This window comes from Amycolatopsis sp. NPDC089917, from assembly GCF_040684635.1.
In the GTDB taxonomy this organism is placed as follows: Bacteria; Actinomycetota; Actinomycetes; order Mycobacteriales; family Pseudonocardiaceae; genus Amycolatopsis.
Genome location: NZ_JBFBGL010000040.1, coordinates 32,453 through 47,583 on the forward strand (window position 1 = coordinate 32,453; position 15,131 = coordinate 47,583).

Here is a 15,131-nt window from a genome sequence, read left to right on the forward strand (position 1 = left end):
TGGTCCACAGAGGATCGGTCGAGGACAGGGAGAACCCCATGGGTACGTACGACGTCGCGGTGTTCGGGGCCTACGGGCACACCGGGCGGTTCGTGGTGGAGGAGTTGCGCGAGCGGGGCTTCGGCGTGCTCGCAGTAGGTCGCGACGAGGCCGGACTCCGTGCCCTGCCCTGGCCCGATCTGGAAGTCCGGCGGGCGTCGGTCGACGACCCGGCCTCGCTCGACCGGGCCTTCGAGGGCGCGGACGCGGTGATCAACGCCGCCGGTCCCTTCGCCGACACCGCCGCGCCGGTGATCGAAGCGGCGCTGCGGGCGCGTATCCCGTACCTGGACGTCGCCGCGGAACTCGAAGCGAACATGGACACTTTCGCGCGGTTCGGCGACAAGGCGGCGGGCGCGACGGTGATCCCGGCGATGGCGTTCTTCGGCGGCCTCGGCGATCTGATGGTCACCGCCGCCCTGGGCGACCGGAAGTCCGCCGACGAAGCGCACATCGCCTACGGGCTGAGTGGCTGGCATCCCACGGAAGGGACCCGCGCGGCGGGAAGGGTCTCACGGGAGCGGCGGAACGGGAAACGGATCCGGTTCTCCGGCGGCCGGATCGAACACCGCGACGACGCGCTGCCGGAGTCGGACTGGGATTTCCCCGCGCCGCTGGGGACCCGTGCCGTACTCGGCGAGTTCTCGATGGCCGACGTCGTCACGGTCCCGAGTCACCTCGCCATCCCCGAAGTGGTCACGTACATGACCACGAACGCGGCCCGCGAGGTCGTCACGCCCGAGACTCCGGCGCCGCCCGCGGACGGCCCGTCCGCGCAGACTTTCGTGGTCGACGTGGTCGTGCGGTCCGGTGCGGAGGAACGGCGGATCGTCGCGCGGGGGCAGGACATCTACGCGATCACGGCGCCGCTGGTGGTGGAGGCGGTCCAGCGGGTGCTCGACGGGCGGACCAAGGCCACCGGCGTCGTCTCGGCGGGGGAGGTCTTCGACGCGGCCGATTTCCTGGCCGCGCTGGCCCCGCGGATCACCGTCACCGGGTGACCTTCGCCTGCCAGCCGGGATGAGGCAGCCGGGCGGGCGGCGCCTCATCGGGCCGGTACTCGAAGTGCCACCACTCGTTGTCGTAGATCCGGTAGAGCGCGAAGCGGGCGCCGTGGTCCTCCAGCCACTGCGCGCCTTCGCGCGGCCGGACGTCCAGCGCGGTACCCCGGACGTGGGCCGAATCCTTCGGCGGCAGGACCCGCTTTCCGTCCCGCCTGGCCTCGTCGAGGAACAGCCGGTGCTGCTCGGCGGCGTCGCGATGTCCCGAGGTGACGCCGAGCAGCGTGCGATGGTGCCAGAACGCCTCGGCCCTGGCGGCGGTGAACGCGGCCAGGGTGCCGCCGGTGAGCCCGGCGAGGTCCTCGGCCGGGAACCGCAGCGACAGCGCCCAGTCGCAGGCCAGCCGCCGGGCCTGACCGGGGGATCGCAGCCACGCCGGGATCAGCAGCAGTACCGCGAGGACCCGGGTGACCGTCGCGTAAACGTGTTCCTTCATGCCGTCCACAGTCGACGGTGCTTGTCCTGGCCCCATCGTGGCGACGTGCACGGACGCCGATGAAAATGTCACCGTTCCGCACGGATCACGTCGTGACGCAACGATGACATTCCGTGGACGTTCCGCGGAAACGAGGAGGGCACGATGGCGTGTCATGGACGAGCGGATTCCGTCCGGCGCTGCGATAGTCGTCGGCATGCCCAGGGTGCTGCTCATCGAAGACGACCAAGCCGTGCGTGACGGGCTGAGCATGGCGCTGGGCGGACGCGGGCACGCGGTCGACGCGGTGGCCACCGGTGAGGAAGGGCTGGCGAGGCTCGCGTCGCGGCCGCCGGACATCGTGGTGCTGGACCTCATGCTGCCCGGACTGGACGGCTTCGAGGTCTGCCGCCGGATCCGGGCCACCGGTGATCTGCCGATCATCATGCTCACCGCGCGCAACGAGGACTTCGACGTCGTGGCCGGGCTCGCCGCCGGCGCGGACGACTACGTGGTCAAACCCGCCAGGGCCCAGGTGCTGGAGGCGCGGATCCGCGCGGTGCTGCGCCGCAGCGCTCAGCCGTCCCTCCCGGTGCCCGCGCGGACCGAGATCGAGGAGCACGGAGACCTCGGCGTCGACCGGGCCGGGCTGACGGTGACCAAGGGCGGCAAGCCCGTCGCCCTCGCCCCGACCGAACTGCGGCTGCTGCTGGAACTCACCCAGGTGCCCGGACGGGTGCTCAGCCGCCAGTACCTGCTGGAAAGCGTGTGGGAGCACGGCTATTTCGGCGACTCCCGGGTCGTCGACGCCTGCGTGCAGCGGCTGCGCGCGAAGATCGAGGACGACTCGTCGGCGCCGGTGTACGTCCAGACGGTCCGCGGGTTCGGCTACCGCTTCGGGCCGCTGTGAAGCTCGGTGGTCTGCGCACCCGGCTGCTGCTGGCGTTCAGCCTGCTGGTCGTGATCACCGCGGCGACCGTCGCGGGCGGCAACTACGTCCAGTCCCGGACCGTGATCCTCCAGCAGGCTCAGGACGCCACCGCGCGCGTCCTGGTCGACAAGGCCACCGCGCTGTACCCGCTCGGCCCGCTGCCGCCCGCCGACGGGACGCTGGGCCGGATCAGCGGCGAACTGTCCGACCGCGACTTGAGTTCCCTGGTCCTCTACGGGGACCAGGCGAGCGGCAGCGGGCAGCTCCGATCGCTGATCTCGCCCGAACTTCGCGAGCAGGTGCGGGCGGGAAACGTCGCCTGGCAACGGGTCGACTCCGGTGGCACGCCGATGCTGGTGGTGGGCACCAGGTTCACGGTGGTGCTCCCGGGCGGGCAGGAGCGGGCCTCGGGGATCGAGGCCTACATCGCCCGCGACATGATCCCGGAGGCGCGGAGCATCGACGAACTGGCCACCCGGGCCTGGCTGATCGGCGGGGCGGCGCTCGTGTTCGCCATCGGTCTGGCACTCCTGGCCGCGCGCGGCGTCCTGCGGCCGGTCCGGGACCTGGGCGACGCGGCGCGACGGCTGGGGGCGGGTGACCTGCGGGCCAGGATCAACGTCCGCGGGACGGACGAACTGGCCGGCGTGGCGCGGACGTTCAACGAGACAGCCGAAGCACTGGAACGTCACGTCGAGGAACTGAAACGGATGGAAGCGGACGCGCGGCGGTTCGTCGCCGACGTCTCGCACGAACTGCGCACTCCGCTGGCGGCGATGACGGCGGTCGCGGACGTGCTCGAACAGGAGTCGCTTTCCGGGGACGCCGGTCGCGCGGCGCGGATGACCATCGAAGAGACGCATCACCTGACGCGGCTGGTGAACGACCTCATCGAGGTGTCCCGGTTCGACGCCGGAGCCGCCGCCCTCGCGCCGGAAGAGGTCGACGTCGCCGAGGTGGTCACGGCGAGCCTGCGCATCCGCGGCTGGTCGGACGAGGTGGAGGGGGACCGGCCCGCCGGGATCCACGCGATGCTGGATCCGCGGCGGCTGGACGTCATCGTGGCGAACCTGGTCGGGAACGCGTTGCGGCACGGGGAAAAGCCGGTCTCGCTCCGGCTTTCCGAAACAGGGGAGTGGATCACGCTGGAGGTCTCGGATCGCGGTCCCGGACTGGCACCCGAGGTGCTGCCGCACGTGTTCGACCGGTTCTACAAGGCCGATTCGGCCAGGACGCGCTCCGGCGGCAGCGGGCTCGGGCTCGCGATCTCCTGGGAGAACGCCCGCCTGCACGGCGGAACCCTGATCGCCGCGAACGGCGTGGACGGTGGCGCCGTGTTCACGCTTCGCCTGCCACGCCAAGGGGTGGCGTCATGAAGAAGGCCTGGCTCGTACTGCTCTTGACGGTCGCGGTGGTCACGGGGTGCGGCGTCCGGCCCAGCGCCGTGATCCCCGGCGCGCCCGCGCCGGTGGGCCCGGCCAACGGCGCGGTGCTCTACTTCCTGTCCGGCGGGCAGCCGGTCCGGGTGCTGCGCCCGCTCGCCGGCGCACTGGCTCCGGCGAGCCCTGTCGACCTGCTCGCCGCCGGACCGGACGAGAGCGAGCGGGAACGGGGCTACACCAGCGAAGTCCCGCCCGGGGCCGTGGTTCTCGACCAGACCCCGGCGCCGGACGGTGTCACGGTGACCGTCTCGATCGCCGTCGCCGGGCTTTCGGCGCGGGCTGTCGACCAGATCGTGTGCACCGCCAGGGACTCGCTCGGCGGAAGCCCGCAGATCACCTTGCGGGGCGAAGGAACCACGCGCGGCCCGCTGTCGTGCCCCCTGCCCGGGTAGGAGTGGCTGTAAGGCAAAGCGGCGCAGGTGTTGGGCCGAAGTCCGTGAAGGCCTCCTTACCTACTCTCAAGGTAGGTAAGGAGGCCTTCACGGACCTCCTACTCACGGGCCGAAAACTCCCGAATGTCAGGAAAGGGTCGTTCAGGACGAAAAGTGTCATGAACGACCCTTTCCTGACACACTCGCGGCGCGGGTGGCGCGCGGGCGGCGAAAGAAGTACGGACGAGTCGGCGTGTAAGCCGGATCCTGTCCTCGCCCCGCCTTGCGGCTGAGCGAGCGGCGGCCATCCATCTAGGCCCGTCGTCGCCGGCGGGCTCGAGCGGCCTACCCGCAGACTCGGGCGAGCAGCCCTCGGTCGCCTGCGCAGGAGCCTCGCGGCTCCCTCTTGGCCTTGCTCCGGGTGGGGTTTACCTAGCCGTCCTGGTCACCCAGGACGCTGGTGGTCTCTTACACCACCGTTTCACCCTTACCTCCGCCCGCGAAGCGAGCGGAGGCGGTCTGTTTTCTGTGGCACTGTCCCGCGGGTCGCCCCGGGTTGCCGTTAACAACCACCCTGCCCTGTGGAGTCCGGACTTTCCTCGAACCGGTTTCCCGGCTCGCGGCCGCCCCGCCGACTCGTCCGTCGGCGAATCCTACTGCACGGGCCCGGGCACGCAGTTCAGGTTGCGCTGCCCGTCGGCTTTGACGACGAACCACAGGTGGTCGGCGCCCTGACCGGTCCATTCACCCGGGCGCGCGTTGGCGAACTTGTAGAGCGGCCGCCCGGCCAACGTCACCTGCCGAGCGCCTTCGGGCCGCTTGATGGTGCCGACGAGAGCGGGATCGATGCCGGTCACCGAAGGCGTGCCGTCGGTCGTGACGGGGATCCACACCGCGGCGCAGTCCCCGAGGCACGCCGAGCGCGCCTTGTGCGGGTCGTCGCGTTCGTACCGGAAGAGGACGGCGCCGGTCTCGTCGAGGACTGCCTGCCCCATCCGGGTCATGTAGACGGCCGTCAGCCGCGTGCCGGGCGGAACCTCCGCCGGGGAACTGGGACGCGAGGTGGCCGTCGGCGGGAGACGAGGACCGGGGAGGGTCTCGGTGACCGGGGCCCTCGCCGTCAGCGCCACGGGTTCAGCCGCCTGCCACCACGTCGCGGCGCCCACGACGAGCACCGCGATGACGACGAGCATGGTCAACCGCGATCGGCGCATCGGGCGTCTCCGTTTCTCCCGGGTGGTCGACGGGGTTCTGTTCCGCGATCTCGTTGGTCCAGTGGAGGACGGCGGACGGGCTGTCGAGGCCGACGACACCGACGAGACGCCCCTTGCGGACGAAACCGGTGACCGGCCGTTCGCCGCCGACGGGTGAGGCGAGCGCGACGGTGTCGGTGCCGAGCTTCGGGATGCCGCCCGCCTGGACGCGCATGCCGTGCTGTTCGGACCAGAACCGCGGCACCGGTGCGAAAGGCCGCGAATCCTGCGGCCCGGCGAGGAGGTTCTCCGCCGCCGCTCGGCCCATCTCGACGGCGTTGAGCCAGTGCTCGACCCGTCTCGGCGTCTCGTCGAACCGCAGATTCGGCCACTGCGCGACATCACCGGCGGCGACGATGGTGCCCATCCCCAGCACGTGACAGGTCGGCGCGCAGACGACGCCGTCGTCGAGCGGCAGCTTGGACCCGCGCAGCCACGAGATCGACGGCACGGTCCCGACCGCCACGACGACGCAGGAGACGTCCAGGATCCAGCCGTCGGACGACCTCAGCCGCAGCCCGTTCGCGGTGGTCTGCCACCTGTCGATGGACGCGCCCAGCGCCAGCCGCACCCCGCGCGAGCGGTGCAGCGCCGAGAGCTTCTGCCCGATGTGCTTGCCGACGACCTCGCCGAGCAGATGCGCCGACCGGCCGATGACGGTGACCTCGCGTCCCGTCTCGCGCAGGCTCGCGGCGACCTCGCAGCCGATGAACCCGCTGCCCAGCACCGCGACCGGCCCGTGGCCGGCGGCGAGGTTGTCGCGCAGTCCGGCGGCGTCGGCCAGGGTCCGGACGACGACCACCCGCGGATGTCCGTGCGGGACACCGGAAAGCCGCCGGGGTTCGACACCGCAGGCGATGACGAGCCCGTCGTAGGGCAGTTCCTCCGCGCCGGGCAGATGGACGACCTGGCGGCCCGGCTGCAGATGCGTCGCCGGGGTGCTGAACCGCCATTCGGCGTCGATCTCGTCGAGCCGGGCGAGCGCCATCTCCGCCGGGTTCGTGGTGCCGGTCAGCAGCTGCTTCGACAACGCCGGGCGATGGTAGGGCAGGTCCGGTTCGCTGCCGACGATCACCAGTTCGCCGTCGAACCGCAATTCCCGCAACCGTTCCGCGCAGCGCAGTCCCGCCAGTCCGCCGCCGACCACGACGATCCGTTCGCTCATTGTCCCGTCCCTCGCAGGTGGATGGCTCGCATCGGGCAGGCCCGGGCCGCGGCCTGGACCAGTGGCAGCTGTCTGGCGCCGGGTTTTCGGAGATAGCGCAGCTGGCCGTCGTCCTGCAGCTGGAAGACCCGGGGCGCCTCGGCCTGGCAGATGGCGTAGCTGTGGCATTTCTTGTCGTCGACGGAGATCCGGACCGGTTCGGCCCGGCCGGCGCCGCCGTCGAGCAGTCCGAGGCGGATCAGCGTCCACGGCGGCAGCGCCCGCAGCACGGTGAGCACGACGGCGGGGGTGAGCACGGTGATCCCGCCGAGCCAGACCGTCGCGAGGTTCCCGTTCGCGGCGGCGCCGAGCCACGAGTGGATCGCCAGCAGGCCGACCGAGAGATAACCGAGTTGGTGGAACCACCCTTTGACCCGGCGCCCCAAGGCGGCGGTGACGGAGACCGCGATGAACAGCTCCAGTCCGACGACGCCCGCCGCGTGCCGCGCGAACCCGCCGCCCGCGAGCGGGATCAGCAGCGCGAGCACACCGAACGAGCCGTCGTCGAGGAAGAGATAGGACAGGCCGTGGACGACCCCGGTGGCGAGGCTGAACACCGCGAGGACGACGTGCCCGCCGCGCAGCGCCTCGTGACCGGTGACCCGCCTGATCCAGCCGGTCGCGCTCAGCACTCCCCACACCAGTGTCAGGCACATCGTCAGGTAGGCGAACCGGGCCGAAAGCGTGGCGATGTCCCGGACTCCGCTGTCGTGCGGCGACGGGGCGGGGATCACCGCCAGGAGCGCGGCCGTCACGCCCGCCCGCCCGGTACGCCGAGAACCCGCACGAGCCCGAACGTCGCTCCTCCGGCGACCAGCGCCAAGAGGATGCCGAACAAGACGTCGCCGCCGTCGAGTTCGCCGCCGGTGGAGACGACCGTCAACGACGTCGTCTCGGCGATGCCGGTGCTTTCGAGGAGGGTCATGTGCCGCATGACGGTGTCGACGGCGTTCTGCGCGAAGGACCGCATCGCGTCGTCGCGGGTGGCGGCCCGGACCTGGGAGGCGAGGCCGAAGATGCTCCCGTGCGCGGCGCGGGTGCGATTGACGTAGAGACGGTCGAAGTCGGCGCCGACGGCACCGGCGATCTCTTCGGCCCAGGACCGCTGTTCTTCGGTGGGCTCGCCGGGGAGTCCGACCCGGACCTTCGAAGCGAGTCCGCGGACCTGGGCGTCGAGGCGGTCGTGGTCGTCGGCGAGTTTGCGGCCGACCTCCCGCACCCTTTGCGCGCTCGCGCGCTGTTCCGCCTGCCGACCGGCCGGGCCTTCCCACAAACAGGCCTGCCGGACTCGCACGAGCAGTTCCCGATCATGGGAATCGATTTCCGCGAAGGCGTGGCCGGGTGTTCCGAGAACGATCACCAGTAAGGCGAGCACCACTCCGAGCAGTCGATAGATCATTTCACCCGTCCCCACTGCGGATACGCATCGAACAAAGCACCTCACTGGGAGTACGGGGAACCGGAGCGGGCGGTTCGATCTCCGCCCGCACGTCAGGTGTGATGTGCATCACACAACACTTTTAGAACCGTTTATCGTCGCCGTACGTACCGGACAACCAATAACGAAACGGAGCACTACTGCACATGGCTCACGGCGATAGTCTGCGCTACGGTGTACGAACCCGCGAAATCCTCCACCACTGGGGAGGTCCCGAACTTCATGGAAGCAGTGGGCAGAGAATGCCGATTCGGCGGCGAGCGTCGGTCGAGCGAGCTTTCCGAAGAGCTGATTTCGTTGCTGTACAAAGACTTCCGGGAGACACTGTTCAGCCAGGTGATGTACCTGACCGGCCATGATCAGCAATGGACCGAGGACGTCGTCCAGGAAACGCTGATCCGTGCCTGGCAGCATTCCGACACGTTGAACCGTGAGCCGGGAATGCTGCGTGGCTGGCTGCTCACGGTCGCCCGCCGGATAGTCATCGACGGCTGGCGAAACCGGCGCGCCCGCCCCCAAGAGGTCGAGCTGGACAGTTCCGAAAACGCCGAAATAGCGGACCAGACCGATCAGTCACTGTCCGCACTCGTCATTTCCGAAGCGCTACGCTATCTGGACAGCAAATATCAAGCGGTCATCTACGAGACGTATCTGACCGGACATACGGTCCGGGAGGCGGCGGTGATATTGGGAATACCGGAGGGAACGGTCAAATCACGGCTGTACGCGGCTATGAGGACATTGCGACGGTCGTTAGGAGAGCTGGGTTCGCGATGATGAAGCGAAAGGTGAAACACACCGACGCGGCGGCGTACGTACTCGGTGTGCTCGACCGCGCCGAGGCGTATGCCTTCGAACGGCATTTGCGGGGCTGCGGGCGCTGCGGCCGCCACGTCGCGGAGTTCACGTCGGTGGAAGACGCGCTGGCGAGAGCCGATCTGCGCTACCTGTCCCCCGGCGCCGCCGTCGTCCGGCGCTGCGGCCGGCTGTCGATGATCGTGGCCAACCTCGTGGTGGTCCTGGTGGCGTGCGGCGTCGCGGCCCTGATGTCGGCACAGCGGTCGTCCTGCCGGCATCGGCGGGTCTCCTCGGATGCGGACATCGTGCCCTCCGATCCCCTCGACGACCAGCGATCGCTCCCGTCACCACCCACGTCCCAGTAGTCTGCCGCAAGCCGACACGAAGGTCTCTACGGTGCATACCGAAGTAAATCCCGAGACTCCCTTCGGCGGGCCTTCGGTACCGAAGCGCCCCGCCGGATTGCTGGGTCGCGACAGCGAACTCGGCACGATCACCGGGCTGTTCCGGAACGCCCTGCGCGGCCGCGCCACCAGCGCCGTGGTGGTCGGGGAGTTCGGCATGGGCAAGTCGTCGATGCTCGGCGCCGCCGGCGAACTCGCGGAGGCCGCGGGCTTCACCGTCGCGATCGCGGCCGCGTCCCGGCTGGAGACGCACCTGATCGGCGGTGTCGGCCGTCAACTGCTCGAAGGGCTCAGCCACGCGCCGCCGGACCGCGGTCCCCGGAGCGAGCAGGACCAGACCGAGGCGCTCGACGCCTTCTTCCACGCCGTGCGCCACGCCGCCGAACAGGGCCCGATCTTCCTCGGCATCGACAACATCCACCTCGCCGACCCGTGGTCGATGCGCTGTCTCGCCTACATCCGGCATCGTGTGGAGCATCTGCCGGTGATGATCGTGCTGACCGCGCTGATCGGGCAGTTGCAGAGCGGCGAAGTCGCCCTGCTGGAGATGTCGGGCTGTACGCCGGCGACGATCCGGCTGCGCGGGCTGGGGACGCGGCACGCCGCCGAGTTCCTCCGCATCTCCCTCGGCCGGTTCGCCGAGGAATGCCGCGAGGTCACCGGCGGGAACCCGTACCTGCTCGGCGCGCTGCGCCGCCGCCTGGCCCCCGGGATGGACCTCGGCACCGCCGGCTCGGCGATGATCGGCGAGGTGCTGCGGGTCCGCATGCACGAATACACCGCCGCGCCGAAGATGCTCGAAGCCGTCGCGATCCTGGGCGAGGACGCGACCTTCGATCTGCTGGCGCGGCTCGCGGGGGTCGACGAGATCACCGCGCTGGAGGCCATCGACACGATGGTGCGCGCGCGTCTGCTCACCAACAGCCACCGGCCCGCGCTGACCTACCGGTTCGTCCGCAACTCGGTGCTCGCCGACATGCCGCTCACCACCAGGGCGGTCACCCAGTCGCGGGCGGCGCGGCTCCTGCACGACGCGGGCGCCGAACCGGAGCGGGTCGGCACCCACCTCCTGGAGGCGACCGCGATCAGGATCCCCTGGGCCGTCGACGTGCTGCGGCTGGCCGCCCGGCATTCGGTGGTCGCGGGCGATCCCGCGCTCGCCGTCCGGTTCCTCGCGCGGGCGCTGGAGGAACGGCTCAGCGAACGCAAGCGGATGGCGATCCTGCTGCAGCTCGCGCACGCGGAGTTCCACTGCGACCCGGACGCGGCGCCCGCCAGGGTGCGCGAGGCCGTCGACCACATCGACGACCGCGAAACCGCGGCCTTCGCCGCGACGGCCATGATCCTTTCGCTGTGCTGCGGTCCGGACGCGCGGCTGGCGATCAACTCCGCGGGCCAGTTCGCCGCTCGGCTCGACGCGGGCGGGCCCGACGCCGTCTGGCCGCTGCTGTGCATGACGTATCTCGCCGAGGCGGGCAGCAGACTCGGGCCGCCGCCGGACTTCCGCGATTTCGAGCAGCAATGGGCGCCGCTGAACGATCCCGCCGCGCAACAGAGCCGTTCCGGGTTGCTCGCGCTCGACACGGTGCGGAGCGGGAAGTCTTCGGCGAACGCCGTCCGGCATTTCGGGGACGCGCTGTCCGGTGAACAACCCGAACTGTTCGAACAGCCCTATTTCTTCACACTCGCGACGGCCGTGCTCGCCGACGAGGCCGCCCTCACCGACAAACTCTGCCAGGTCCTCGACACCGAACGCCTGCCCTGGGACTTCCATGTGCCGAAGGGAGCCCTCGCCACCCTCGCCCGCGGGATCGCCCTGCACGCGGGCGGCGATCTGGTGCGGGCGAGCGTCCACTACGAATCCCTGGTGCGGCAGTTCGACGAACGCGGCGCCACCGGCCGGTGCCCGATCGCGGTGCTGTGCGCGGCCAGGCTGATCGAGGTCTCGGTCGATCTCGGCCGCCACGACGTCGCGAGTGCTTTGCTAAACCGAATCGATTTCGGGGCCACACAAGCACTTTTCACGCACAACTACCTGCTCTACGCCCGTGGCAGACTCCGGGCGGCCTCCGGCGAACCCGAAGTCGGCTACGAAGACCTGCGCGGCTGCGGGCGTCGTCTCGAACACCACGGCATGCGCTTCCCCGGATTCGCCCCCTGGCGGGCACACGCGGCGCGCACCGCGCTGGCGCTCGGGCGCACGGACGCGGCCGCCAAGCTCGCCGAGGAGGACCTCGCCGCCGCGGAGCACTGGGGAACGCCGAGAATCCTCGGCGGCGCGCTGACCACGGCCGGTCTCGTCCGCGACGACGGCGTCGGTGAGGAGGCCGAACGGCTGCTCACCAAGGCCGTCGAGGTCCTCGGCGGATCGACCGCGAAACTGGCACTGGCCGAGGCCTTGACCGAACTCGGCTCACTCCAAGCCCGGCGTGGACAGAACGAAAAGGCCATCGTGACGCTGCGGCGGGCCACGCAGTCGAGCAAGCACTGCGGGGCGCGGCCGATCACGAGGCGGGCCGCCGAAGCGCTGCGGGACGCGCGGACGAGCCTGTCGACGGCGAAGGACAACGAACACGGCCTCACCAAACAGGAATACCGCGTCGCGGTGATGGCGTCACAAGGTCTCACCAACCGGGAAATCGCCGAGTCGCTGCACCTGACCCGCCGGACCGTCGAACTCCATTTGTCCGGCGCCTACCGGAAACTGGAGATCACCGGACGCACCGAATTGGGTTCCGCGCTCGGCCGGTCTCAGCGCGTGGACGGCGATTGACGATTTCCGGGGGCGGCGGTTCACTCCGCGGCATGCCGGGAATCGAATCCGAACCACTCAAATTCGCCTATTGGGTCCCCAATGTGAGCGGCGGCCTGGTCACCAGCGACATCGAGCAGCGCACCGACTGGGGATACGAGTACAACCGGGAACTCGCCGTCCTCGCGGAGAACAGCGGGTTCGAATACGCGCTGAGCCAGGTCCGCTACACGGCCAGCTACGGTGCCGCCTACCAGCACGAATCGACCGGGTTCAGCCTCGCGCTGCTGCTCGCGACGCAGCGGCTGAAGGTGATCGCGGCGATCCATCCCGGACTGTGGCATCCCGGGGTGCTCGCGAAGTTCATCGCGAGCGCGGACGTGATCTCCGGCGGGCGCGCGGCGGTCAACGTGGTCAGCGGCTGGTTCAAGGACGAATTCACCGGCCTCGGTGAACCGTGGCTGGAACACGACGAACGGTACCGGCGTTCGGAGGAGTTCATTCGCGTAGTGAAGGAGCTCTGGACGAACGACCACGCCGAATTCGCCGGCGATTTCTACCGGATCCACGATTTCGACATCAAACCCAAACCGGTCGGGCGGCCGCATCCGGAGATCTTCCAGGGCGGCAACTCCACCGCGGCGCGGAAGCTCGCGGGCCGGGTCTCGGACTGGTACTTCAGCAACGGCAAGGATTTCGACGGGTTCAGCGAGCAGGTCGGGGAGGTCCGCGGTTACGCGGCCGAGAACGACCACGCCGTCCGCTTCGGGCTCAACGGCTTCGTGATCGCGCGGGAAACCGAAAGTGCGGCGAAGGCCGTGCTGCGCGAGATCGTCGAGAAGGCGAACGCCGACGCCGTCGAAGGCTTCCGCAACGCCGTCAAGCAGGCGGGCGGCTCCACTTCGGACAAGAAGGGGATGTGGGCCGACTCGGAGTTCAAGGATCTGGTGCAGTACAACGACGGCTTCCGCACCGGCCTGATCGGCACACCGGAACAGATCGCGGACCGGGCCATCGAGTACAAGAAACGCGGCGCGAACCTGCTGCTGCTCGGCTTCCTGCACTACCTGGAAGACGTCGAGTACTTCGGGAAGCACGTGCTGCCGGTGATCCGGGCGAAGGAAGCGGACCTGGAGCGCGGCGCCGCCACCCCCGAGCCCCTCGCCGCTTCCGCCCCCTGACTCCCCGAATGCGTGGTCTTACGGCAGGTACACCGTCTGGCCGGGTTTCATGGAGGCACCGCAGTCGTTGAGCGGCTTGCCGAAGCGCAGCTTCTCGACCTCCGGCATGGTCTTCGCCGCGTAGTCCTGGACGGCCTTCAGCTTCTCAGGGCTGGAGACGGCGTCCTTGCGCACGAAGTCCCCGTTGCGCAGTCCACCGCCCGGGTACACGAAGATCGGCTCGTAGTCGCGGTCGATCCGCGGGTCGACGGCGATGCCGTTGCCCGCGGCCCACGGGCCCCACGAGTGGATGAAAGTCGGCTTGACCTTGTCGAACACGTAGTCGCGCAGCCCCGGCATGTCGCCCTTCTTGACGAAGTCCGCGACGTCCGCCTCGACCAGCCCGGCCATGTCGACCAGGTGCAGACGGCTGGTCATCGACGAGCCGCCGAGGTCGGGCAGCAGCAGCGACGCCTGCTGGAGGCCGAGGATGTCGGCCATCGTGTTGAAACCGCGGCCGAAGCGGTCGGCGATGAGGCAAGCGGGCACCGTCGGGGACTTTTGGAACTTCTCCGTCGACGACGCGAAGCCCATCCCGGACGGGATCGCGGCCGCGACCAGCACGAGCACCACGACGGTCCGCAGCACCGCGCGCGAGCGGCGCAGCAGTTCGCCCGCGGCCAGCGTTCCGGCCAGCGCGGCGAGGATCCAGATCGGGGTGGCGAAGCGGTGCTGGCCCATCCAGTCCGGGACCATCACGCCGTAGGCGACGATGCCCAGCGCGAGCGGCGTCAGCAGCGCGACGAACGCCCGCCGCCACTCCGCCCGGACCAGCGCGTAACCGATGGTCAGCGCCAGCAGGATCGTCCCGGCGACACCGGCGTAACCGACCAGCTCGAACGGCTGCTTCAGCGCCGAAAGCCCGGGCAGGCCCTGCCCCTTCGCGATGGACGGGTTCGCCAGCAGCCTGCCGAACTCCGCGATCCGCCAGGCGAGGTACGCGCCGAACGGTATCGCGAACGCGACCACCGACACCACGACGAACTTCACGCTCTGCCCGAGCAGCGGCTTCCGCAGCTGGAACAGGACGACGAGCGGGTACGCGGCGCCGTAGATCAGGCCTTCGGGACGGGTCAGCGCGGCGAACGCGACCAGCACCCCCGACCAGATGGCGACCTTCGCGGTGAGCACGGTGTTCTTGCGGACGGCCACGAACAGCAGCACGGCGAGCCAGGCGACGGCCATCCCGAACAGGGAGTTCTCCAGCCCGGAGACCGTCCAGATGACGAACGACGGGATCGCGGCCAGCGTCAGCCCGGTGACCAGTGTCGCCAGCCAGGCGAAGCGCTCGAAGATCTGCTTCGCCGCGACGTGGCAGGCGGCCAGCGTCCCGGCGGTGAACAGGAGCCCCAGCAGCTTCGGGAACAGGACGTAGTCGGGCAGGCCGAACAACGTGCCGCTGTCGAAGACGCCGAACAGCTTCCCGACCGCCAGCAGCACCAGCCAGGTCGAGTTCGACCAGCCCTCGACCGACGGCTGCCCCGGCTGGAGCACCGGGCCGAGCCCATCGGCGAAGCTGCGAGCGTAGGAGAAGGTGATGGCCGCGTCGTCGACGATCCAGTGGCCGTAGAGGGTGGCGTGCCAGGCCAGCGCCGCGACACCGGCGAGTACCGCCAGGTACGGGGCGATCCGGGCGGCCAGGCCACGACGGGCCGGCGGTTCGGCCGGGTCGGGCACGTCTTTTTCGGAAGCTTCGCTCAGTGCGCTCGCCGTCATGTCCCCGTCTTTGCCTTTTCGCTCACGTGCCCGTCGTCAAAACTGTAGCCAATACCCCATCGGGCGCCCGCGACACGTCATATGCAG

General features: G+C 69.8%; 14 protein-coding genes and 1 other RNA gene. 8 read left to right on the top strand and 7 right to left on the bottom strand.

Features of this window, described 5'->3' with window-relative positions; genetic code table 11:
* Positions 1-38: 38 nt before the first annotated feature.
* Positions 39-1,040, top strand: coding sequence for an NAD(P)H-binding protein (locus tag AB0N89_RS26745; RefSeq protein ID WP_364209395.1), 1,002 nt, complete (start codon positions 39-41; stop codon positions 1,038-1,040).
* On the opposite strand, the gene AB0N89_RS26750 is transcribed toward AB0N89_RS26745, so the two are convergent.
* Positions 1,030-1,536, bottom strand: a complete 507-nt coding sequence (locus tag AB0N89_RS26750; RefSeq protein ID WP_364209398.1) for a D-alanyl-D-alanine carboxypeptidase — start codon at positions 1,534-1,536, stop codon at positions 1,030-1,032. The two genes, AB0N89_RS26745 and AB0N89_RS26750, sit on opposite strands and share 11 nt — an antisense overlap.
* Before the next feature lie 154 nt (positions 1,537-1,690).
* Between AB0N89_RS26750 and AB0N89_RS26755 the strand changes: the two genes are divergently transcribed.
* From AB0N89_RS26755 to AB0N89_RS26765, 3 genes are read left to right on the top strand one after another with little or no spacing between them, the layout of a single operon-like run.
* Positions 1,691-2,425: a response regulator transcription factor gene (locus AB0N89_RS26755; RefSeq protein WP_364209401.1), complete on the top strand. Its 735-nt coding sequence runs from the start codon at positions 1,691-1,693 to the stop codon at positions 2,423-2,425.
* Positions 2,422-3,822 (top strand): ATP-binding protein, encoded by a 1,401-nt coding sequence (locus AB0N89_RS26760; protein ID WP_364209404.1) that lies wholly within the window; start codon positions 2,422-2,424, stop codon positions 3,820-3,822. The genes AB0N89_RS26755 and AB0N89_RS26760 overlap by 4 nt, the downstream gene beginning before the upstream one ends.
* The gene (locus AB0N89_RS26765) at positions 3,819-4,280 is read left to right on the top strand and encodes a hypothetical protein (protein ID WP_364209407.1); all 462 of its coding nucleotides are present in this window, start codon (positions 3,819-3,821) and stop codon (positions 4,278-4,280) included. The genes AB0N89_RS26760 and AB0N89_RS26765 overlap by 4 nt, the downstream gene beginning before the upstream one ends.
* A 219-nt stretch (positions 4,281-4,499) precedes the next feature.
* Here the strand turns inward: AB0N89_RS26765 and rnpB are convergent.
* The 5 genes from rnpB to AB0N89_RS26790 form a co-directional block, all read right to left on the bottom strand.
* Positions 4,500-4,898, bottom strand: an RNA gene (rnpB, locus tag AB0N89_RS26770) — RNase P RNA component class A.
* Positions 4,899-4,912: 14 nt separating this feature from the next.
* Positions 4,913-5,473: a hypothetical protein gene (locus AB0N89_RS26775; RefSeq protein ID WP_364209409.1), complete on the bottom strand. Its 561-nt coding sequence runs from the start codon at positions 5,471-5,473 to the stop codon at positions 4,913-4,915.
* Positions 5,394-6,677, bottom strand: coding sequence for an FAD/NAD(P)-binding oxidoreductase (locus AB0N89_RS26780; RefSeq protein ID WP_364209411.1), 1,284 nt, complete (start codon positions 6,675-6,677; stop codon positions 5,394-5,396). Before AB0N89_RS26780 ends, AB0N89_RS26775 begins: the two co-directional genes overlap by 80 nt.
* Positions 6,674-7,471, bottom strand: coding sequence for a ferredoxin (locus AB0N89_RS26785; protein ID WP_364209413.1), 798 nt, complete (start codon positions 7,469-7,471; stop codon positions 6,674-6,676). The genes AB0N89_RS26780 and AB0N89_RS26785 overlap by 4 nt, the downstream gene beginning before the upstream one ends.
* On the bottom strand, positions 7,468-8,115 hold the full coding sequence (locus tag AB0N89_RS26790) for a DUF4142 domain-containing protein (RefSeq protein ID WP_364209416.1): 648 nt from the start codon (positions 8,113-8,115) through the stop codon (positions 7,468-7,470). The genes AB0N89_RS26785 and AB0N89_RS26790 overlap by 4 nt, the downstream gene beginning before the upstream one ends.
* A gap of 261 nt (positions 8,116-8,376) precedes the next feature.
* On the opposite strand from AB0N89_RS26790, the gene AB0N89_RS26795 reads away from it, so the two are divergent.
* The 4 genes from AB0N89_RS26795 to sfnG are packed head-to-tail and all read left to right on the top strand — an operon-like array spanning position 8,377 to position 13,289.
* Positions 8,377-8,931, top strand: a complete 555-nt coding sequence (locus AB0N89_RS26795) for a sigma-70 family RNA polymerase sigma factor (protein WP_364209518.1) — start codon at positions 8,377-8,379, stop codon at positions 8,929-8,931.
* Positions 8,928-9,317, top strand: coding sequence for a zf-HC2 domain-containing protein (locus AB0N89_RS26800; RefSeq protein ID WP_364209418.1), 390 nt, complete (start codon positions 8,928-8,930; stop codon positions 9,315-9,317). Before AB0N89_RS26795 ends, AB0N89_RS26800 begins: the two co-directional genes overlap by 4 nt.
* 31 nt (positions 9,318-9,348) lie before the next feature.
* Positions 9,349-12,129: an AAA family ATPase gene (locus AB0N89_RS26805; protein ID WP_364209421.1), complete on the top strand. Its 2,781-nt coding sequence runs from the start codon at positions 9,349-9,351 to the stop codon at positions 12,127-12,129.
* 32 nt (positions 12,130-12,161) lie between these two features.
* Complete coding sequence (sfnG, locus tag AB0N89_RS26810; protein ID WP_364209424.1) at positions 12,162-13,289, top strand: dimethylsulfone monooxygenase SfnG; 1,128 nt, start codon at positions 12,162-12,164, stop codon at positions 13,287-13,289.
* A gap of 18 nt (positions 13,290-13,307) precedes the next feature.
* Here the strand turns inward: sfnG and AB0N89_RS26815 are convergent, their stop codons facing one another.
* Positions 13,308-15,044: a hypothetical protein gene (locus AB0N89_RS26815; RefSeq protein ID WP_364209427.1), complete on the bottom strand. Its 1,737-nt coding sequence runs from the start codon at positions 15,042-15,044 to the stop codon at positions 13,308-13,310.
* Between the last annotated feature and the right edge of the window lie 87 nt (positions 15,045-15,131).

Coding starts and splice junctions, on each gene's coding strand:
- AB0N89_RS26775 (WP_364209409.1), bottom strand. CDS start 5,473: ATGCGCCGATCGCGGTTGACCATGCTCGTCGTCATCGCGGTGCTCGTC.
- AB0N89_RS26755 (WP_364209401.1), top strand. CDS start 1,691: ATGGACGAGCGGATTCCGTCCGGCGCTGCGATAGTCGTCGGCATGCCC.
- AB0N89_RS26765 (WP_364209407.1), top strand. CDS start 3,819: ATGAAGAAGGCCTGGCTCGTACTGCTCTTGACGGTCGCGGTGGTCACG.
- AB0N89_RS26795 (WP_364209518.1), top strand. CDS start 8,377: ATGGAAGCAGTGGGCAGAGAATGCCGATTCGGCGGCGAGCGTCGGTCG.
- sfnG (WP_364209424.1), top strand. CDS start 12,162: ATGCCGGGAATCGAATCCGAACCACTCAAATTCGCCTATTGGGTCCCC.
- AB0N89_RS26815 (WP_364209427.1), bottom strand. CDS start 15,044: ATGACGGCGAGCGCACTGAGCGAAGCTTCCGAAAAAGACGTGCCCGAC.
- AB0N89_RS26800 (WP_364209418.1), top strand. CDS start 8,928: ATGATGAAGCGAAAGGTGAAACACACCGACGCGGCGGCGTACGTACTC.
- AB0N89_RS26750 (WP_364209398.1), bottom strand. CDS start 1,536: ATGAAGGAACACGTTTACGCGACGGTCACCCGGGTCCTCGCGGTACTG.
- AB0N89_RS26780 (WP_364209411.1), bottom strand. CDS start 6,677: ATGAGCGAACGGATCGTCGTGGTCGGCGGCGGACTGGCGGGACTGCGC.
- AB0N89_RS26745 (WP_364209395.1), top strand. CDS start 39: ATGGGTACGTACGACGTCGCGGTGTTCGGGGCCTACGGGCACACCGGG.
- AB0N89_RS26790 (WP_364209416.1), bottom strand. CDS start 8,115: ATGATCTATCGACTGCTCGGAGTGGTGCTCGCCTTACTGGTGATCGTT.